This is a genomic window from Enterobacter sp. MALB-1, assembly GCF_041021625.1.
Classification (GTDB): Bacteria; Pseudomonadota; Gammaproteobacteria; order Enterobacterales; family Enterobacteriaceae; genus Enterobacter; species Enterobacter oligotrophicus.
Map to the genome: position 1 here is coordinate 4,239,434 of NZ_JBDPJL010000001.1, position 16,770 is coordinate 4,256,203.

The following is a 16,770-nucleotide window of genomic DNA, read 5'->3' on the forward strand; positions in this document are numbered from 1 at the left end:
TCTGTATTGCTCACAAATCTTATTCCCTCCTCTTTCATAGGGGGAATAAAGCACTGCTGCCGGGTGGCGCTACGCTTACCCTGCCTACATACCGTAGGCCAGTGCAAGCGCAGCGCCGCCTGGCGTTGCTTTTAATTATTCAACCGATACGTTTTCGAAGTGGTGTTTGCCCAGCGGATCAACCACGTAGCCTTTCACTTCTTTGCGCACTGGTTCGTACACGGTGGAGTGAGCAACAATCAGCGCCGGAGCCTGATCGTGCATAACAACCTGAGCCTGCTTGTACAGTTCAATACGTTTGTTGTGATCGTCGGTCGCACGCGCCGGCTGGATCAGGTCTTCAAACGGCTTGTAGCACCAGCGAGAGTAGTTGGAACCGTCTTTCGCAGCCGCACAGCTGAACAGCGTTGCGAAGAAGTTGTCCGGGTCCCCGTTGTCGCCGGTCCAGCCCATCATCACCGCCTGGTGTTCACCCGCTTTGGCGCGTTTCAGATATTCGCCCCACTCGTAGGTCACGATCTTGGCCTGAACGCCAATCTTCGCCCAGTCAGCCTGAACCATTTCCGCCATGCGGCGTGCGTTCGGGTTGTACGGACGCTGTACTGGCATCGCCCACAGCTCAACGGTAAAGCCTTTGTCCTGGCCTGCTTCTTTCAGCAGCGCTTTCGCTTTCTCAGGATCGTAGGTGTAGTCTTTAACGTCGTCGTTATAGCCCCACATGGTTGGTGGGATCAGGTTCTTGGCAGCGATGCCTGCACCCTGGTAAACCGCTTTGATGATCGCGTCTTTGTTCACCGCATAAGTCAGCGCCTGACGCACTTTCACGTCATCAAACGGTTTCTTCTCGGTGTTGAAGGAGAGGTAGCCCACGTTCAGGCCCGCCTGCTCCAGCAGGTTAATGTTCTTATCCTGCTTCATACGCGCGATGTCAGCCGGGTTCGGGTATGGCATAACCTGGCATTCGTTTTTCTGCAGTTTTGCGTAACGTACTGATGCGTCAGGTGTGATAGAGAATACCAGACGGTCGATCTGCGGCTTGGTGCCCCAGAAACCGTCAAATGCTTTGTACAGAATGCGGGAATCTTTCTGGTATTGCAGCAGTTGGAACGGGCCAGTCCCGATTGGGTTCAGGTCCACTTTTTCCGGCGTGCCCGCTTTCAGCATGTTATCCGCATACTCTTTAGAGAGAATAGAAGCGAAGTCCATGGCCAGGTCAGCCAGGAATGGCGCTTCCGGGCGCGTCAGCACGAACTGAACGGTTTTATCGTCCACTTTTTTCACTTCGGAGATCAGGTCCGGCAGGCCCATCCCTTCGAAGTATTCATAGCTGCCGCCAGACACTTTGTGGTACGGGTTTTGCGCGTTTTTCTGACGATCGAAGGAGAACACCACGTCGTCGGCGTTAAAGTCGCGCGTAGGTTTGAATTCTTTGCTGTCCTGCCACTTCACGCCCTGGCGCAGGTGGAAGGTATAGGTTTTACCGTCTTCGCTGACCTCCCATTTCTCCGCCAGACCCGGAATCACTTCCGTAGTACCGATTTTGAATTCAACCAGACGGTTATAAATAGGTACAGAGCTTGCGTCGTACGTTGTACCAGAGGTAAAGAGCTGTGGGTTAAAGCCTTCCGGCGAGCCTTCAGAACAGTAAACCAGGGTTTTTGCCTGTACGCTTGCTGCGACGGTCATAGCCACCAGGCTCAGACCAAGTTTCAGCATCCCTGACTTCTTCAAGGAAATACTCATTATTCTGCTCCAATGTGATGTTTTGCTTTGTTGTGTTACGCCGCCTGACCTTTATTTATTTTTTACCCGGTCCGGTCGGTGATGCCCGAAGGCGTTAAAGGGATGGAGAATCCTTTCAGAAGAGCGTTAGAGTTGCAGCGCAGATCGTCCCTGAAATGCCCCTCGTGCCCTACAATCTGTCAACAGAATGTGAAAACGTCAATACAGGTGACGGGGATTTACGCTGAGTGTGAGAAACCGCAAACAAAGATTAAAAAAACCTTTGATGCCAGTTTTCAGCAGGGAAATTTATGCTACTCGCTATGTTGCAGCACAACTCTCTTCATATTTCGCAACAATCAGTGATTAACTTTTATTCAGATTGGGTAAATTTTCTTGCAGAATGGTGATTATCTGAGCACTAAATTCCGCGAACGTTAAAACGCACAGCGAAAAATGCTGAGGTTATCCATAAGCAACGCGAAAAAAGATCAATCTATATATAAAAAAATACAATGGATTATGTCACAAAATCGTTAACAGGCAGGGTGAAGCAGGGCTAATGGGTATTTTGGTGAATCGGGGCGGGTAAATGTTTAATGCAAAAAGGGCTAACCTTTCGGCTAGCCCTTTTCTGAATGTGGTCGGCGAGAGAGGATTCGAACCTCCGACCCACTGGTCCCAAACCAGTTGCGCTACCAAGCTGCGCTACTCGCCGAATGCGGAGCGCATCTTACTGCTGAGGTGCGCCCCCGTCAATCCCTTAATTTAAAAAAGCCATTCAACTGGCGATAATCTCGCCAGACGCGCTACTGCGCGGCTTTCGCGGCGTTATCAGGGAGCTTACACCAGTTGTTATTTTCGTTAATCCCACCGTCTGGTGAGGTATAACCCAGGCAGCCTAAAATGGTGTCGTACAGTTCAACGTGACGACGTGGCACCTTCATATCCGCCTCTTTCTTCAGGTGCGCAAACATCTTCGCTTTCTCCGGGTCTTCCAGGTACTTATCAGACATCCACACCATCATCGGTACGCGGAACTGCTCTGGCGGTGCCATCTTGCGTGGCGTGCCGTGCAGGTGCTCGTATTCATTAATAGACTCACCGTGATCGGCGGCGTAGAACACAATCGCTTTCTTATCACGCACCTGGTCAATCACCGAATCGATAAAGTGATCGACATACATCACGGAGTTATCGTAGGAGTTAATCAGTTGCTCTTTGGTGCAGTCTTTATCCACGCCAACACACTCCGGCGTCCATTTGGCGAAGCTGCGCGGATACCGCTGGGTGTAATTAAAGTGCGACCCTTTAGTGTGCAGGATAATCATGTGCTTACCCTCAGGGTTGCCGTTCAGCGAATTTTTCATCTCGTCGATCAGCAGCATGTCATCCACGCTTTTACCGCGGTTGCGCGGCTCAGCGCCAATCTGCTCGCGGTAGGCGATGTTTTTCGCCATGGTATTGCTGTAGAACCACATCTCGCTTTGCATCGCATACAGGTCAGAGGTAAATCCAAGCTGATGGAGCACCGAGAAAACGTTCTGCTCTTTCAATGTACGCTGCGGGTTATCGCTCGCCCCGCCCTCGCGCACGAACATACAGCGTAAGGAGAGCTTGGTGGCGGTATCACAGGAGTAGCCGCGATAGGCAACCAGGTTTTTCTCCTGCGCCAGCTTTGGCGTGGTGTCGCGGTCATAGCCCAGAAGCCCCATATGATCCCAGCGGGTAGTTTCACCGATAATAAAGACCACGTAGGTGTCGTCGATATCCTTCGGCGCTTCATAGGTAAACTTCTTCGCCGGGTTCATCAGCGATTTGTTGTCAGAGGATTCATCTACCTGCGCCCACGCATATAACCCCAGCGCGGAGATCCAGTTAGACGGCAGATACGAGTTGGCAACCACGCCGCCATAGCTTGGCATATCCACGCCTGAGGTACGTTCGTCGTACTTTTGCTTCACTTCCAGCAGACGAATAGGCCCCCAGACCATCAACCCCGCCAGCAGCACCAGCGCGACGCTACGGAAGCGTTTCCCTGGCGTGCGGATTTGGTGTACCAGGGTATACCGGCAGCGATTGCTCCAGATAAGCAGTAACGGCAGTGCGCTGACGGCCACCAGCCAGAGAACAAAGTGCAGGCCAACCACCTCTTTGGAGAGGTCGATATCCGTGGTCATCACCGAGGCAATAATGCCATAGCCAATCACCACGTTCATAAAGGTCATATAATAGCTGGCACCTGCCGAACACAGGACAATCAACGAGGCCAGCACCCGCCATACGCGGCGGCCAAACAGAGTGAGAAGTCGGAGTAAGAAGAAGGTGACCAGTACCGCAGCGACCAGTTCGACAACCGCTGCAATTCCTTTCCAGACGGTAAAATCTTGCGCGTAACCGTCAAACCGACGGAAAAAAACTGCGCCATTCATAAACAGGCCGATGTACAACGCCAGCAAAAAGCAGAGCTTTTGTTGCGCCATCGATTTAATGTATTTCATGCAAGCTACCCGGAAAAAGGGACAGTACCGCCGTCCACCTCTCTAAGAAGTGAACAGATTAGATATTCGCTCAGGGGATCGTTATAAGAAACGTCTACAAGCGTGGTAAGTAGACCACAGCGAAGAGAAAAAGTGGCAGCAGAGAGTGTGATCGGAACAGTTATTTACAAAAAAGCAAATCCGTAAGCCGACAATTTTGGTTAAGTAGCGGTTTTCCAGACAATAAAAAGGCCGGTAACCCGGCCTTTTTCACTGCTAATTACGCATGCGCTTCATTAAACACATCCCGCTGCGGCTGGCGAATGGTGGTCGACAGCGCCAGAGAAAGAATCAGCAGAGCAAATATCACGCAGAACGTCACGTAGAACCCACCGAACAAGGAGGCAATAAGCGAACCGCAGATGCTGCCGATGCCAAAGCCCAGGTAAATCACACCGTAGTTTTTCGCCAGATTATTCAGGCCGAAGAATTCACTCACCAGCGACGGGAAGACGGTAATCGTGCCACCGAAGTTAAAGGCCACACAGGCGATCGCGGCAAAGAACGTTGCCTCGTTCAGTGGGGCAAACAGCAGCGCCGCCATGCCCACCAGTGACACCACCTGCCCCAGCGTAATGACGCGAATACGGGCGATTTTATCAGACAGAATACCCAGCACCAGGCGGCCAGAGAGGTTGGCGATGGAGATGACGGTAACCGCATTGGCCGCCGTGAGCGCATCCAGTTTCACCATCCCCTGAGCAATATCTTTCGCCACGCCAATCACATACAGGCCGCTCATGCAGGCGGTCAGGAACATCACTGCCAGCATCCAGTACTGTGGTTTACGCATGGACTGCGCAAGAGTGAAATCATTTTCCACCACGCCGTTAACGGATTTCACTTCCTGCTGCGGCGCATCTTTCATCAGGGCTGCGCCAAACAGAATCATCACCAGAACAATAACGCCCCAGATCATGAATGTTTTCTCAAGACCCACCGAGGCCAGCAGTTGGGAATCGATAAATTTGAACCCGAGGCTGCCCAGGCCATAAGAGCCAATCGCAAACGCGGAGATCAAACCTTTACGTTCCGGGAACCACTTCACACAGTTTGACAGCGTCAGCAGGTAACCGGCACCGTCTGCCAGCCCCACCAGCACGCCTGCACTCAGCCACAGCATCAGCAGGTTGTTTGAATGCGCCGTCAGGAAAAAGCCCACGCCTAACAAAATGCCAGAAGCCATGGTCACGCGCTTCACGCCGAACCGCTCCTGCAGTTTACCGGCAACAGAAGAAGACAATGCTAAACCCAGGCTCAGCAAGCCGAAGGAAAACGCCACCTGGCTGACCGGTGCACCGAGCTTATCGGAAAGCGCGCTGTTAAACAGGCTCCAGGTATAGACCGAACCCAGTGCGAACTGGGTAACGATGGTGCCAAATAGCGTCAGCCAACGCGTACGGTTATAAGTTGATGTGTTCATGGCAGTTGTCCTGCAAGAAAAATTAAGGGAATTCGCTGAGGACAACGATAAACAAAACCTTAATACACCTGGGGTAAAACGGCATGAAATGCAGGAGAGACGGAATGAAATGCCTGAAATCGGGAATGAATGACCTTGCCGGGGAATGAAGCGATCAGAGGTTAGTGGATACTATCGCTACAGCTCCCACGGCTATTGTATTCAAGATGTTGGCGTAACGTTAAAAATTAGCACTCACCCCCAGGGTATACATTACCCCTTCGCCCGAAACAGCATTCTCACCCTGAGCAAATGACGCATAAGCCGCCATATGAGGAGTAAACGGTATATCCGTTCCAACGGTGACATCCATCCAGTTCCCGTTCTGCACGAGCGCGGGCGTCTGCGGCATCCCATACTGGGATTTCCACTGGTTTTCACCAAATTGCTGGTTATAGCTAATCTGCGCCCACGGACGAAGTTCGCCATACCGGGTATCGACACGCCAGCCGAGTGAGCTGACGCTGGCATGCCAGAGAGGGTCGGTCAGCGACTGCGTGGTCACCGTATCGCCAAATTCGTTCATCATCGATGGCGTGGTACCATCGTAACGCCATGCCATCACCGGTCCGGTCGTGGTATGACGCAGCACGGGGAAATTCCAGCCCACACTCAGGGCACCGGAGGCATCCTCAGCCAACCCGGAGGGAACATTCAGGGCGAATCCCACCGTATTCTGTGAGCTGTTAATACGCTCTGCCAGAATATCCTCATAACGCGGTTGGTGATCGGCGTCCCATGTATAACGTTCCGCCATATTACTTTGTGCGTCTGAAACGATATATTCCTGTTGCCAGGCAGAAGCTGTGTTAGAAAAAAGCACGCAGGCTGAAATACCCACCAGGCCAAAAACAGCATGGCGACCACTGAACTTTTTTATCATCATCAACGCGACTCCAGAAAGAGCCGAATTCGGCGACATTTGTCATTGTTAAGGAAGAGAGATGAGGGCATATAGCCCTGTATTAACTATTGTCTCTTTAGCAGACACGTCAAGCCAGGCAGATTGAAAATTTTGCGGTTTCAGGATCAATAAGGGAGATAACCTATGCAACGTTGCGGCTGGGTAAGCCAGGATCAGCTCTATATCGACTATCACGATCGGGAATGGGGCGTGCCAGAAACTGACGGCAAAAAACTCTTTGAGATGATCTGTCTGGAAGGGCAGCAGGCCGGGCTGTCGTGGATTACTGTTCTGAAAAAGCGGGAGAACTATCGCGCAGCCTTCCGGCAGTTTGATCCCGTCGCGGTCGCCGCGATGACCGACGAAGACGTTGAAAAGCTACTCCTGAATGCCGGAATCATCCGCCATCGCGGAAAAATTCAGGCGATTATCGGTAACGCGCGCGCATACCTGGCGATGGAACAAAACGGCGAGTCCTTTTCAGAATTTGTCTGGTCCTTTGTCGATAACGACCCGAAAGTAACACAAGCCGCCACGCTTGCGGAGATCCCAACGTCAACTCCCGCCTCTGATGCGCTCTCGAAAGCCCTGAAAAAGCGCGGCTTTAAGTTTGTTGGCAGCACCATCTGTTACTCCTTTATGCAGGCCTGTGGTCTGGTAAATGACCACATCACAGGTTGCTTCTGTCACCCTGGGGGCCACCATGATCCGCAAATGGCAAAGTGAGAATACCGCTCCGCTGCTAAGTCTGTGGCTTGAAAGCACCACGGAAGCACATCCGTTTATTGATGCCAGCTACTGGAAAGAGAACGAAGCAATGGTGCGGGACGTATACCTGCCTTCGGCTGAAACCTGGGTCTGGGACGAGGCTGGAAAACCGTGCGGATTTATCAGCGTGATGCACTCCCAGTTTGTCGGCGCACTGTTTGTCGCTCCGGCGTTCATCGGGAAGGGGATCGGGGGTGCGCTGCTGAACCATGTACAGCAGCACTACCCGTATTTAAGCCTGGAGGTGTATCAGAAAAACGTTCGGGCGGTGAATTTCTATCATGCACAGGGCTTTCGCATCGAAGACAGCGCCTGGCAGGATGATACTCAACACCCGACGTGGATCATGAGCTGGCAGGCGGATCAAACGCCGTTAACTTAAGCTCTGGCCCCTTATACTTCTCAACCCATGCCAGCGCGGTGTTTCCGGCGCAGCCATTCCCCAGCTTCGAGCTGGGGAGATCTTTGGTCAGCACGTTCACCGCCCCGTTTTTACAAATCCCGCCTTCGCTCAGTTCCAGATCCGGCCATGCCCCCTGGTGAATGCAGAGCACGCCGGGCCGAATTCCATCGCTTACCACTGCCCCCGCCAGCACTTGTCCACGCGGGTTCCAGACGCGCACCACGTCTCCGTCGACAATCCCACGCACTTTTGCATCCTCGGTATTCAGGATAATCGGCTCACGTCCGGCAACGGCATATTGCTCACGCAGCGACGAATAGTTGAGCTGGCTGTGCAGACGGTGTGCCGGATGGGCAGACAGCACCTGTAGCTGCTCCGGCTGCGCATTGCCATGCCATTCGTCCGGCTCCAGCCATTTTGGATGTGGCGGACAATCGGCATAGCCAAAGCTGGCGATGCGCTGGCTGTAAATCTCAATTTTCCCGCTCTCGGTTTTCAGCGGATGGGCTTGCGGGTCGCGGCGGAAATCAGCAAACCGGACAAACTGCGCGTTCTGCTCGCTTTCCGGCATTTCGAAAATCTCATTCGCTTCCCAAAATTCGGCAAATGGCGGCAACGTCACACCCTGCGCAGCACCGCGCTGGCCGGCAATCTCGTAAAACGTTTCCAGCCACTCCAGATCCGTTTTGCCCTCGGTGAAGCGCTCACGACCGCCCGGCTCCCAGAGTTCGCTCAGGTCGGCAAAGACGTCTAAATCATCACGCGCTTCATCACGGGGGGCCACGACGCGCTTCATCGGCACCATATGCTGGTTGCTGTAGTCGCCCGTCATGGTGAGATCGTTGCGCTCAAACGAGGTGGTAGCAGGCAGAACGATGTCGGCATGTTTGGCCGAGGCGGTCCAGAAACACTCAGAGATCACCACCAGCTCCGGCTTCTGCCAGGCGCGGATCAGCCGATTGGTGTCCTGATGATGAGTGAAGTTCGCGCCACCAGCCCACCAGACGAAACGGATATCCGGGAAGTGACGATCCAGGCCGTTGTGCTGATAAAAGCCGCCTGGATTTTCCAGCGCTTCAACAATGCGCGCCACCGGGATTTTATCCACGGCATCCACGCCGCCCTGCACCGAGCCCTGCATGGAAGCCAGTACCGCGGCTTTACGCGTCGGGTTGCCGCCATTCGCGAAATGATAAGAGAGACCAAAACCGCCGCCCGGCGTGCCAATCTGCCCAAGCATTGCGGCCAGTGTCACCAGCATCCAGTGTTTTTGCTCGCCAAATTGCTGGCGCTGCATTCCCCAGCCGGACATCAGCATGGTGATATTGTTATGGAACACTTCCGCCAGCTCGCGGATTTTATCGGCATCAATGCCGCAAATCTCAGCCGCCCACGCCGCCGTTTTGGCAATACCGTCCGTTTTACCCGTCAGGTAGTCGGCAAATTTGTCATACCCGGTGGTACAACGCGCGAGAAAATCAGTATCCTGCCAGCCATTTTCCACCAGCGTATGGGCGATGCCGAGCATCAACGCCACGTCGGTACCCATGTGCGGGGCAAGCCACTCGGCACTGTCACCGAGGAACTCCATGGTTTCAGAACGCATCGGGTCAATACAAATAATGCGCTTGCCGCTTTTACGCAGCGCATCGAAATAAGCAATGCCCTGCTCGTCGCTGGCATTCCAGGCAATTTTCAGCGTATTGAGCGGATTGGCGCTCCACAACACCACCACGTCGGTGTGCTTCAGTACCAGCGGCCAACTGGTCTGCTGCTGATAAACCTCATTACCGCCAACCACATACGGCATGATCGCCTGCGCCGCGCCGGTAGAGTAATCCCCCAGATGTCCGGTATAGCCCCCGGCCAGACTCATATAACGCTGAAGCAGCGTTGAGGCTTTATGCAGCACACCGTTAGAGCGCCAGCCATAAGAGCCCGCAAAAATCGACGACGGGCCATAGCTGTCGCGGATACGTTTATGCTGCGCGTGAATCAATGCCAGCGCGTCATCCCAGCTCACGCGAACAAACTCATCCTGCCCGCGAATGCCCTGCGGTTTATCTGGTGAGGCCAGAAAACCTTTACGCACCATCGGCCAGCGCACGCGGGTTTTACTGTGCACCTGATCGCGAACGACGGTCTGTAAAGAGTTGGGATGTTGCGTCGGCAACGCCCCGCGGGACGACAGCACATTTTCGCCGTCAGTTTCGACCAACATCGGCCCCCAGTGGGCGGCGGTCAGAATCGTTTTTGTTGAGGTGCTCAAAGCGTGCGCTCCTGGTTGCGTGCAGGTGGTACAGCCTTCTGTTGAGGCGGTTTATGGTTTGTCACAAATTTCAGAGTTATACCCGGAATTTTCTCCGTATCCGGACGTCATAATCAACTGCCACGCGCGTCGTGGCAAAGAATAAAAAGGATTAAGGAAATAAGATGAAAAAACGTGTACTTGTTATTGCCGCTCTGGTGAGCGGAGCCCTGGCTGTTTCTGGCTGCACAACAAACCCTTACACCGGTGAACGTGAAGCGGGTAAATCCGGCATCGGCGCGGGCATCGGCTCGCTGGTAGGAGCAGGCGTTGGTGTCCTCTCCTCGTCTAAGAAAGATCGCGGCAAAGGTGCACTGATTGGCGCAGCGGCAGGCGCAGCACTGGGCGGCGGCGTCGGGTATTACATGGATGTGCAGGAAGCAAAACTGCGCGACAAAATGCAGGGAACAGGCGTGAGCGTCACGCGCAGTGGCGACAACATCATCCTCAATATGCCAAATAACGTCACCTTCGACAGCAGCAGCGCAACGCTGAAACCCGCAGGCGCAAATACCCTGACTGGCGTGGCAATGGTGCTGAAAGAGTACAACAAAACCGCCGTGAATGTGATTGGCTACACCGACAGCACCGGCAGCCAGGATCTGAACATGCGCCTGTCTCAACAGCGCGCCGATTCCGTGGCCAGCTCGCTCATCACTCAGGGCGTTGCGGCAAACCGAATCCGCACCAGCGGGATGGGCCCGGCCAATCCAATCGCCAGCAACAGCACGGCGGAAGGCAAAGCGCAGAACCGCCGCGTAGAGATCACGTTAAGCCCTGTGCAGTAGGTAAAAGCAAAACGGCAACCCCGTTGCCGTTTTTAGTGTTTGCGCCCTCTCCCGTGGGAGAGGGTTGGGGTGAGGGCATCAGACCGCAACCTCCGGTAAGCGCAGCGCCACCGGGCAAATTACTTGATTCAGCAGATTTTCCCGCTAAGGTGTTCTCACTCACTTCAGGGAATTCAGCGATGAGCAAATCAACACGGGCCACCATCAGCGACGTGGCGAAAGCCGCAAAAACCGGAAAAACAAGCATTTCGCGCTATCTTAACGGCGAGAAACACCTGCTGTCCGACGCGCTACTGGCTCGTATTGAACAGGCTATTGCCGATCTCGACTACCGTCCCAGCATTATGGCCCGTGGCCTTAAGCGGGGCAGAACCCGCTTAATCGGCCTGATTATCGCTGATATCACCAATCCCTACTCCGTCAACGTGCTGAGCGGTATTGAAGCCGCCTGTCGCGAGAAGGGTTTTACGCCGCTGGTCTGTAACACCAACAACGAAGTCGATCAGGAGCTTCATTATCTGGATCTGCTGCGTAGCTACCAGGTAGAAGGGATCGTGGTTAATGCTGTAGGTATGCGCGAAGAAGGCCTGAACCGCCTGCAACAATCCTCCCTGCCGATGGTGCTTATAGACCGCAAAATCCCGGAATTTGCCTGCGATGTCGTCGGGCTGGATAATACCCAGGCGGCTACCACCGCCACCGAACACCTTATCGAACAGGGTTTCGAGGCCATTCTGTTCCTCAGCGAACCGCTGGGCACGGTCAACACCCGTCGCGAGCGCCTGAGCGCATTTCGTGCCACGCTGGAGCGTTATCCCGGCGTGATCGCCGAAAATGCCGAAACACCCCTCCACGAAGCCGACCAGCTTGATAACACCCTGCGTCAGTTCCATACCCGCCACCGCGGCATGCGCAAAGCGGTGATCTCCGCCAACGGTGCTCTCACGCTTCAGGTCGCCCGTTCGCTGAAACGCATTGGCCTGCACTGGGGCAGTGATATTGGTCTGCTGGGTTTTGATGAACTGGAATGGGCCGAGCTGGCGGGCGTGGGCATCACCACCCTGAAACAACCCACCTGGCAAATCGGCTATGCCGCTGTTGAACAAGTGGTTCGCCGCATTGAAGGCGTCAGTGACGCCGTGCGCGAGCAGGTTTTTTCCGGCGAGCTGATCGTTCGCGGCTCTACCGCCCGTTAAATCTCCCTTCGTGACAGCGATCATAAATTCAACATCCCGATCTTTTCTTTGGAACCGGTTCCATCTAGCGTAATACTATCGATTACGCGATGGAGTCAGGCAATGGGCAGGAAAATAATAGTGGTCACCGCCGCATATGGTGCGGACCAGGTGCGACAGGCAGGCGGTCAACGGGCGATGCTTCCCGTCATTGCTGGTGCAGGAGCGGATGGTGTAGAGATCCGCCGCGAACTGTTCAGCAGCGAAGAGTTGCTGACGCTGCCTGCGCTGGCCGAGTCCATCGAGCTGCTGGGTCTGCTGGCGTGTTACTCGGCTCCCGCCGCCCTGTTTATGCCTGATGGCACGCTCAACCCGGATCTGCCACGTTATCTGGCCGAAGCCAACACGCTGAATGCGCTGTGGCTAAAGGTCTCACTGGGCCATTTCAGCGACAAACAACCGCTTGAATCCCTGCGTGCTCTGCTGAATGAAAGCGGTATGGCGCTGGTGGTGGAAAACGACCAGACCGACTGCGGTCAGCTCGCACCGATGCAACGCTTCAAAGCGGCCTGCCGGGTGATGGCACTGCCGGTCACGCTGACGTTCGATATGGGCAACTGGCTATGGGTTGGCGATTCTCCGGAAGAGGCCGCGCGTCATCTGGCTCCCGCCGTGAGCTATATCCACGTTAAAGCCGCCGTCCTGCATAACGAAAACTTCCGCGCCATCGCGCCGGATCGTGCCGATACGCGCTGGCTGGATCTGCTCAATCAGCTGCCTGCCGATGCCCCGCGCGGTATCGAGTTCCCGCTGGAAGGGACGGACTTAACCGCCGTTACCCGCCATTACGTTAACCTGCTGCGTGAGGAGTAAACCATGCACAAGACACTGGATGTGATCACGATTGGCGAAGCGATGGCGATGTTTGTCGCCACCGAAACGGGCGAGCTAAGCGCGGTTGAACACTTCATGAAGCGCGTGGCAGGTGCAGAGCTGAACGTTGCTACCGGCCTGGCGCGCCTGGGCCTGAACGTCGGCTGGGTTAGCCGCGTGGGTGACGACAGCTTTGGCCATTTCGTTCTCGATGTGCTGAAAAAAGAGGGCATTGATGCGGCAGGCGTCACGCTCGACGGACGCTTCGCCACGGGTTTTCAGCTTAAATCTAAAGTCGAAAATGGAACCGATCCCATCGTGGAATATTTCCGCAAAGGGTCAGCGGCAAGTCATCTTTCGGTGGATGACTATCACGCCCCGTATTTCTCTTCCGCGCGTCATCTTCATCTTAGCGGCGTAGCAGCGGCGCTTTCAGCCAGCTCTTATCAACTGCTGGAACACGCCGCAACAGCAATGAAAGCGCAAGGTAAAACGATCTCCTTCGACCCGAACCTGCGTCCGGTGCTGTGGAACAGCGAAGCGGAAATGGTCGAAAAGCTGAACCGTCTGGCATTCAGCGCGGACTGGGTTCTGCCTGGCGTCAAAGAGGGAATGATCCTTACCGGCGAAAACACACCGGAGGGCATCGCCGATTTTTACCTGAACAAAGGAGTTAAAGCCGTGGTGCTGAAAACCGGTGCCGATGGCGCATGGTTTAAAACCGCCAGTGGTGAGCAGGGCGCGGTCGCTGCCGTTAAAGTCGAGAACGTGGTCGACACCGTGGGCGCTGGCGATGGCTTTGCTGTCGGGGTCATTAGCGCGCTGCTGGAAGGAAAACCACTGCAGCAGGCCGTTGCCAGGGGCAACAAAATCGGTTCGCTGGCGATTCAGGTGCAGGGCGACAGCGAAGGCCTGCCAACGCGCGCACAGCTCGGAGTCTGAATTCCCTCTCCCACAGGGAGAGGGCCAGGGTGAGGGCTACAGGCCACACCACATTATTAAGCCACCGTGTACCCTACAGACAACGGCGGTACTCACCTCAACAACAGAGGCAAGCCTATGAACAGTTCGACCAATGCAGTAAAACGCTGGTGGTACATCATGCCCATCGTGTTTATCACGTACAGCCTGGCGTACCTTGATCGTGCCAACTTCAGTTTCGCGTCCGCCGCCGGGATCACCGAAGATCTCGGTATCACCAAAGGCATCTCATCGCTGTTGGGTGCCCTTTTCTTCCTGGGCTATTTCTTCTTCCAGATCCCTGGCGCGATCTACGCGGAACGCCGCAGCGTGCGCAAACTGATCTTCGTCTGCCTGATCCTGTGGGGCGGCTGCGCGTCACTCACCGGCGTGGTGAACAACATCCCTGCCCTGGCTGCCATCCGCTTTATCCTCGGCGTGGTTGAAGCCGCTGTGATGCCCGCGATGCTTATCTATATCAGCAACTGGTTTACCAAATCCGAACGCTCGCGTGCTAACACCTTCCTGATCCTCGGTAACCCGGTAACGGTACTGTGGATGTCGGTGGTTTCCGGCTACCTGATCCAGTCTTTCGGCTGGCGTGAGATGTTCATTATCGAAGGGGTTCCGGCGGTAATCTGGGCATTCTGCTGGTGGGTGCTGGTGAAAGATAAACCTTCACAGGCGAAATGGCTTTCTGAAGATGAAAAAGCCGCGCTGCAGGCGCAACTGGACAAAGAACAGCAAGGGCTGAAAGCGGTACGTAATTACGGCGAAGCCTTCCGCTCCCGTAATGTCATTTTACTGTGCATGCAGTATTTCACCTGGAGCATCGGCGTGTATGGCTTCGTGCTGTGGCTGCCGTCGATTATCCGTAGCGGTGGCGAAAATCTCGGCATGGTGGAAGTGGGCTGGCTGTCTTCCGTGCCTTATCTGGCGGCGACCATCGCCATGATTGTCGCCTCGTGGGCATCGGACAAGCTGCAAAACCGCAAACTCTTCGTCTGGCCGCTGCTGCTGATCGCTGCTTTTGCTTTTATTGGCTCCTGGGCTGTCGGGGCTAACCATTTCTGGGCCTCTTACACCCTGCTGGTGATTGCGGGCGCAGCCATGTATGCCCCGTATGGTCCGTTCTTCGCCATTATTCCGGAAATGCTGCCGCGTAACGTCGCGGGTGGCGCGATGGCATTAATCAACAGTATGGGCGCGCTTGGCTCGTTCTTCGGCTCGTGGTTTGTGGGCTATCTGAACGGCGCGACCGGCAGCCCATCGGCCTCGTACATCTTTATGGGGGTGGCGCTTTTCGCCTCAGTGTGGCTTACTCTGGTTGTTAAGCCTGCTAATAATCAACAACTTCCCGTCGGCGCACGCCACGCCTGACCCTTAAAATCAACGGAGATTAGCATGAAGCCGTCCGTCATTTTGTACAAAGCACTGCCTGAAGATCTGCAAAAACGCCTGGAAGAACACTTCACCGTCACCCAGGTGAAGAACCTCAGCCCGGACACCGTGGCGCAGCACGCGGATGCATTCGCCAGCGCCGAAGGTCTGTTAGGTTCAAGCGAAAAAGTGGATGTCGCCTTGCTGGAGAAAATGCCGAATCTTCGTGCGACATCAACCATTTCAGTGGGTTACGATAACTTCGACGTGGATACACTCAACGAGCGCAAAATTCTGCTGATGCACACGCCGCATGCTCTGACGGAAACCGTGGCCGACACGCTGATGGCGCTGGTGCTCAGCACGGCCCGTCGCGTGGTGGAAGTGGCCGAACGCGTCAAAGCTGGCGAATGGACAAAAAGCATTGGACCGGACTGGTTTGGCGTGGATGTCCACGGCAAAACGCTGGGTATCGTTGGCATGGGACGTATCGGCCTGGCGCTGGCGCAGCGCGCGCATTTTGGTTTTAACATGCCGATTTTGTATAACGCGCGTCGTCATCACCCTGAAGCTGAAGAACGTTTCAGCGCGCGCTACTGCGAGCTGGATACGCTGCTGCACGAAGCGGATTACGTTTGCCTGATCCTGCCGCTGACGGATGAAACCCATCACCTGATTGGCAAAGCCGCGTTTGAGAAGATGAAGAAATCAGCCATTTTCATTAATGCCGGTCGTGGCCCGGTCGTGGATGAAAAAGCGCTGATTGAAGCCCTGCAAAACGGCGAGATCCACGCCGCCGGTCTGGACGTATTTGAGCAGGAGCCGCTGCCGGTGGATTCCCCACTGTTAAAACTACCAAACGTCGTCGCCCTGCCCCACATCGGCTCGGCAACGCATGAAACGCGCTACAACATGGCGGCTACCGCCGTGGATAACCTGATTACCGCACTAAGCGGAAAAGTAGAAAAGAACTGCGTTAACCCGCAAGTACAGCAGTAGAAACGAAAAAACCCGCCAGAAGGCGGGTTTTTGAATTTTGTGCTACTGGGTTGAAACCTTACAGGCTTACAACGTTACCAGCTGCTGGGCCTTTAGCGCCGCTTTCGATGGTGAAGGAAACTTTCTGACCTTCGTCCAGAGATTTGTAGCCATCGTTCTGGATAGCAGAGAAGTGTACGAACACGTCTTTAGAGCCATCGTCAGGAGTGATGAAGCCGAAACCTTTATCAGCGTTGAACCATTTTACCAGACCAGTCATTTTACCAGACATAGAAATTACCTTATTTAAATTTGTTGTGCCTTCCGGCGCGATGGGTTGCATTACAGAATTTAAGCGATGAAGGAAGGGTCACTACGAAGGGTATCTATGGATAACAATCTGGACTGCTTTACTAAACTGCTTTAGGTCTGTGTAACAAACCGACGTACATAGTTATACCGATGTGGTAGAGGAATGACAAGCGTTATTTTGAACAGAGATAAAAAAC

The 16,770-nt window shown here is 54.4% G+C and carries 14 protein-coding genes and 1 tRNA gene; 8 read left to right on the forward strand and 7 right to left on the reverse strand.

The window, feature by feature from the left end; genetic code table 11:
* Positions 1-135 precede the first annotated feature (135 nt).
* The 5 genes from dppA to ABGB15_RS20375 form a co-directional block, all read right to left on the reverse strand.
* Entirely contained in the window at positions 136-1,743 is a 1,608-nt protein-coding gene (dppA, locus tag ABGB15_RS20355; RefSeq protein WP_152082993.1) for a dipeptide ABC transporter periplasmic-binding protein DppA, read from the reverse strand.
* A gap of 620 nt (positions 1,744-2,363) precedes the next feature.
* Positions 2,364-2,440: transfer RNA gene (locus tag ABGB15_RS20360), tRNA-Pro, on the reverse strand.
* 91 nt (positions 2,441-2,531) lie between these two features.
* Complete coding sequence (eptB, locus tag ABGB15_RS20365) at positions 2,532-4,223, reverse strand: kdo(2)-lipid A phosphoethanolamine 7''-transferase (RefSeq protein ID WP_152082992.1); 1,692 nt, start codon at positions 4,221-4,223, stop codon at positions 2,532-2,534.
* Between the two features lie 259 nt (positions 4,224-4,482).
* Positions 4,483-5,685 (reverse strand): MFS transporter, encoded by a 1,203-nt coding sequence (locus ABGB15_RS20370; protein WP_152082991.1) that lies wholly within the window; start codon positions 5,683-5,685, stop codon positions 4,483-4,485.
* Between the two features lie 220 nt (positions 5,686-5,905).
* A complete protein-coding gene (locus tag ABGB15_RS20375; protein ID WP_152082990.1) occupies positions 5,906-6,610 on the reverse strand; it encodes an autotransporter domain-containing protein in 705 nt (234 codons plus the stop codon).
* 162 nt (positions 6,611-6,772) lie between these two features.
* Here ABGB15_RS20375 and tag point away from each other — a divergent pair, with 162 nt between their 5' ends.
* Together tag and ABGB15_RS20385 are read left to right on the forward strand one after the other, a co-directional pair.
* Positions 6,773-7,354, forward strand: coding sequence for a DNA-3-methyladenine glycosylase I (gene tag, locus ABGB15_RS20380; RefSeq protein ID WP_215723822.1), 582 nt, complete (start codon positions 6,773-6,775; stop codon positions 7,352-7,354).
* A complete protein-coding gene (locus tag ABGB15_RS20385) occupies positions 7,332-7,778 on the forward strand; it encodes an N-acetyltransferase (protein ID WP_152084449.1) in 447 nt (148 codons plus the stop codon). The genes tag and ABGB15_RS20385 overlap by 23 nt, the downstream gene beginning before the upstream one ends.
* On the opposite strand, the gene ABGB15_RS20390 is transcribed toward ABGB15_RS20385, so the two are convergent.
* A complete protein-coding gene (locus tag ABGB15_RS20390) occupies positions 7,741-10,068 on the reverse strand; it encodes a molybdopterin guanine dinucleotide-containing S/N-oxide reductase (RefSeq protein WP_215723823.1) in 2,328 nt (775 codons plus the stop codon). The two genes, ABGB15_RS20385 and ABGB15_RS20390, sit on opposite strands and share 38 nt — an antisense overlap.
* A gap of 164 nt (positions 10,069-10,232) precedes the next feature.
* On the opposite strand from ABGB15_RS20390, the gene ABGB15_RS20395 reads away from it, so the two are divergent.
* The 6 genes from ABGB15_RS20395 to ghrB all read left to right on the forward strand — a co-directional run bounded on the left by ABGB15_RS20395 (position 10,233) and on the right by ghrB (position 16,282).
* Positions 10,233-10,895 (forward strand): OmpA family lipoprotein, encoded by a 663-nt coding sequence (locus ABGB15_RS20395; RefSeq protein WP_215723824.1) that lies wholly within the window; start codon positions 10,233-10,235, stop codon positions 10,893-10,895.
* A gap of 179 nt (positions 10,896-11,074) precedes the next feature.
* On the forward strand, positions 11,075-12,091 hold the full coding sequence (locus ABGB15_RS20400) for a LacI family DNA-binding transcriptional regulator (protein ID WP_152082986.1): 1,017 nt from the start codon (positions 11,075-11,077) through the stop codon (positions 12,089-12,091).
* A 102-nt stretch (positions 12,092-12,193) separates the two neighbouring features.
* On the forward strand, positions 12,194-12,943 hold the full coding sequence (locus ABGB15_RS20405; protein ID WP_215723825.1) for a sugar phosphate isomerase/epimerase: 750 nt from the start codon (positions 12,194-12,196) through the stop codon (positions 12,941-12,943).
* A 3-nt stretch (positions 12,944-12,946) separates the two neighbouring features.
* Positions 12,947-13,885: a sugar kinase gene (locus ABGB15_RS20410; RefSeq protein ID WP_215723826.1), complete on the forward strand. Its 939-nt coding sequence runs from the start codon at positions 12,947-12,949 to the stop codon at positions 13,883-13,885.
* Positions 13,886-14,002: 117 nt separating this feature from the next.
* Positions 14,003-15,283, forward strand: a complete 1,281-nt coding sequence (locus ABGB15_RS20415) for an MFS transporter (RefSeq protein ID WP_152082983.1) — start codon at positions 14,003-14,005, stop codon at positions 15,281-15,283.
* A gap of 24 nt (positions 15,284-15,307) precedes the next feature.
* Positions 15,308-16,282 (forward strand): glyoxylate/hydroxypyruvate reductase GhrB, encoded by a 975-nt coding sequence (gene ghrB / locus ABGB15_RS20420; RefSeq protein WP_215723827.1) that lies wholly within the window; start codon positions 15,308-15,310, stop codon positions 16,280-16,282.
* 58 nt (positions 16,283-16,340) lie between these two features.
* Here ghrB and cspA read toward each other — a convergent pair whose 3' ends face one another.
* The gene (gene cspA, locus ABGB15_RS20425) at positions 16,341-16,553 is read right to left on the reverse strand and encodes an RNA chaperone/antiterminator CspA (protein WP_032615822.1); all 213 of its coding nucleotides are present in this window, start codon (positions 16,551-16,553) and stop codon (positions 16,341-16,343) included.
* Positions 16,554-16,770: the final 217 nt, after the last annotated feature.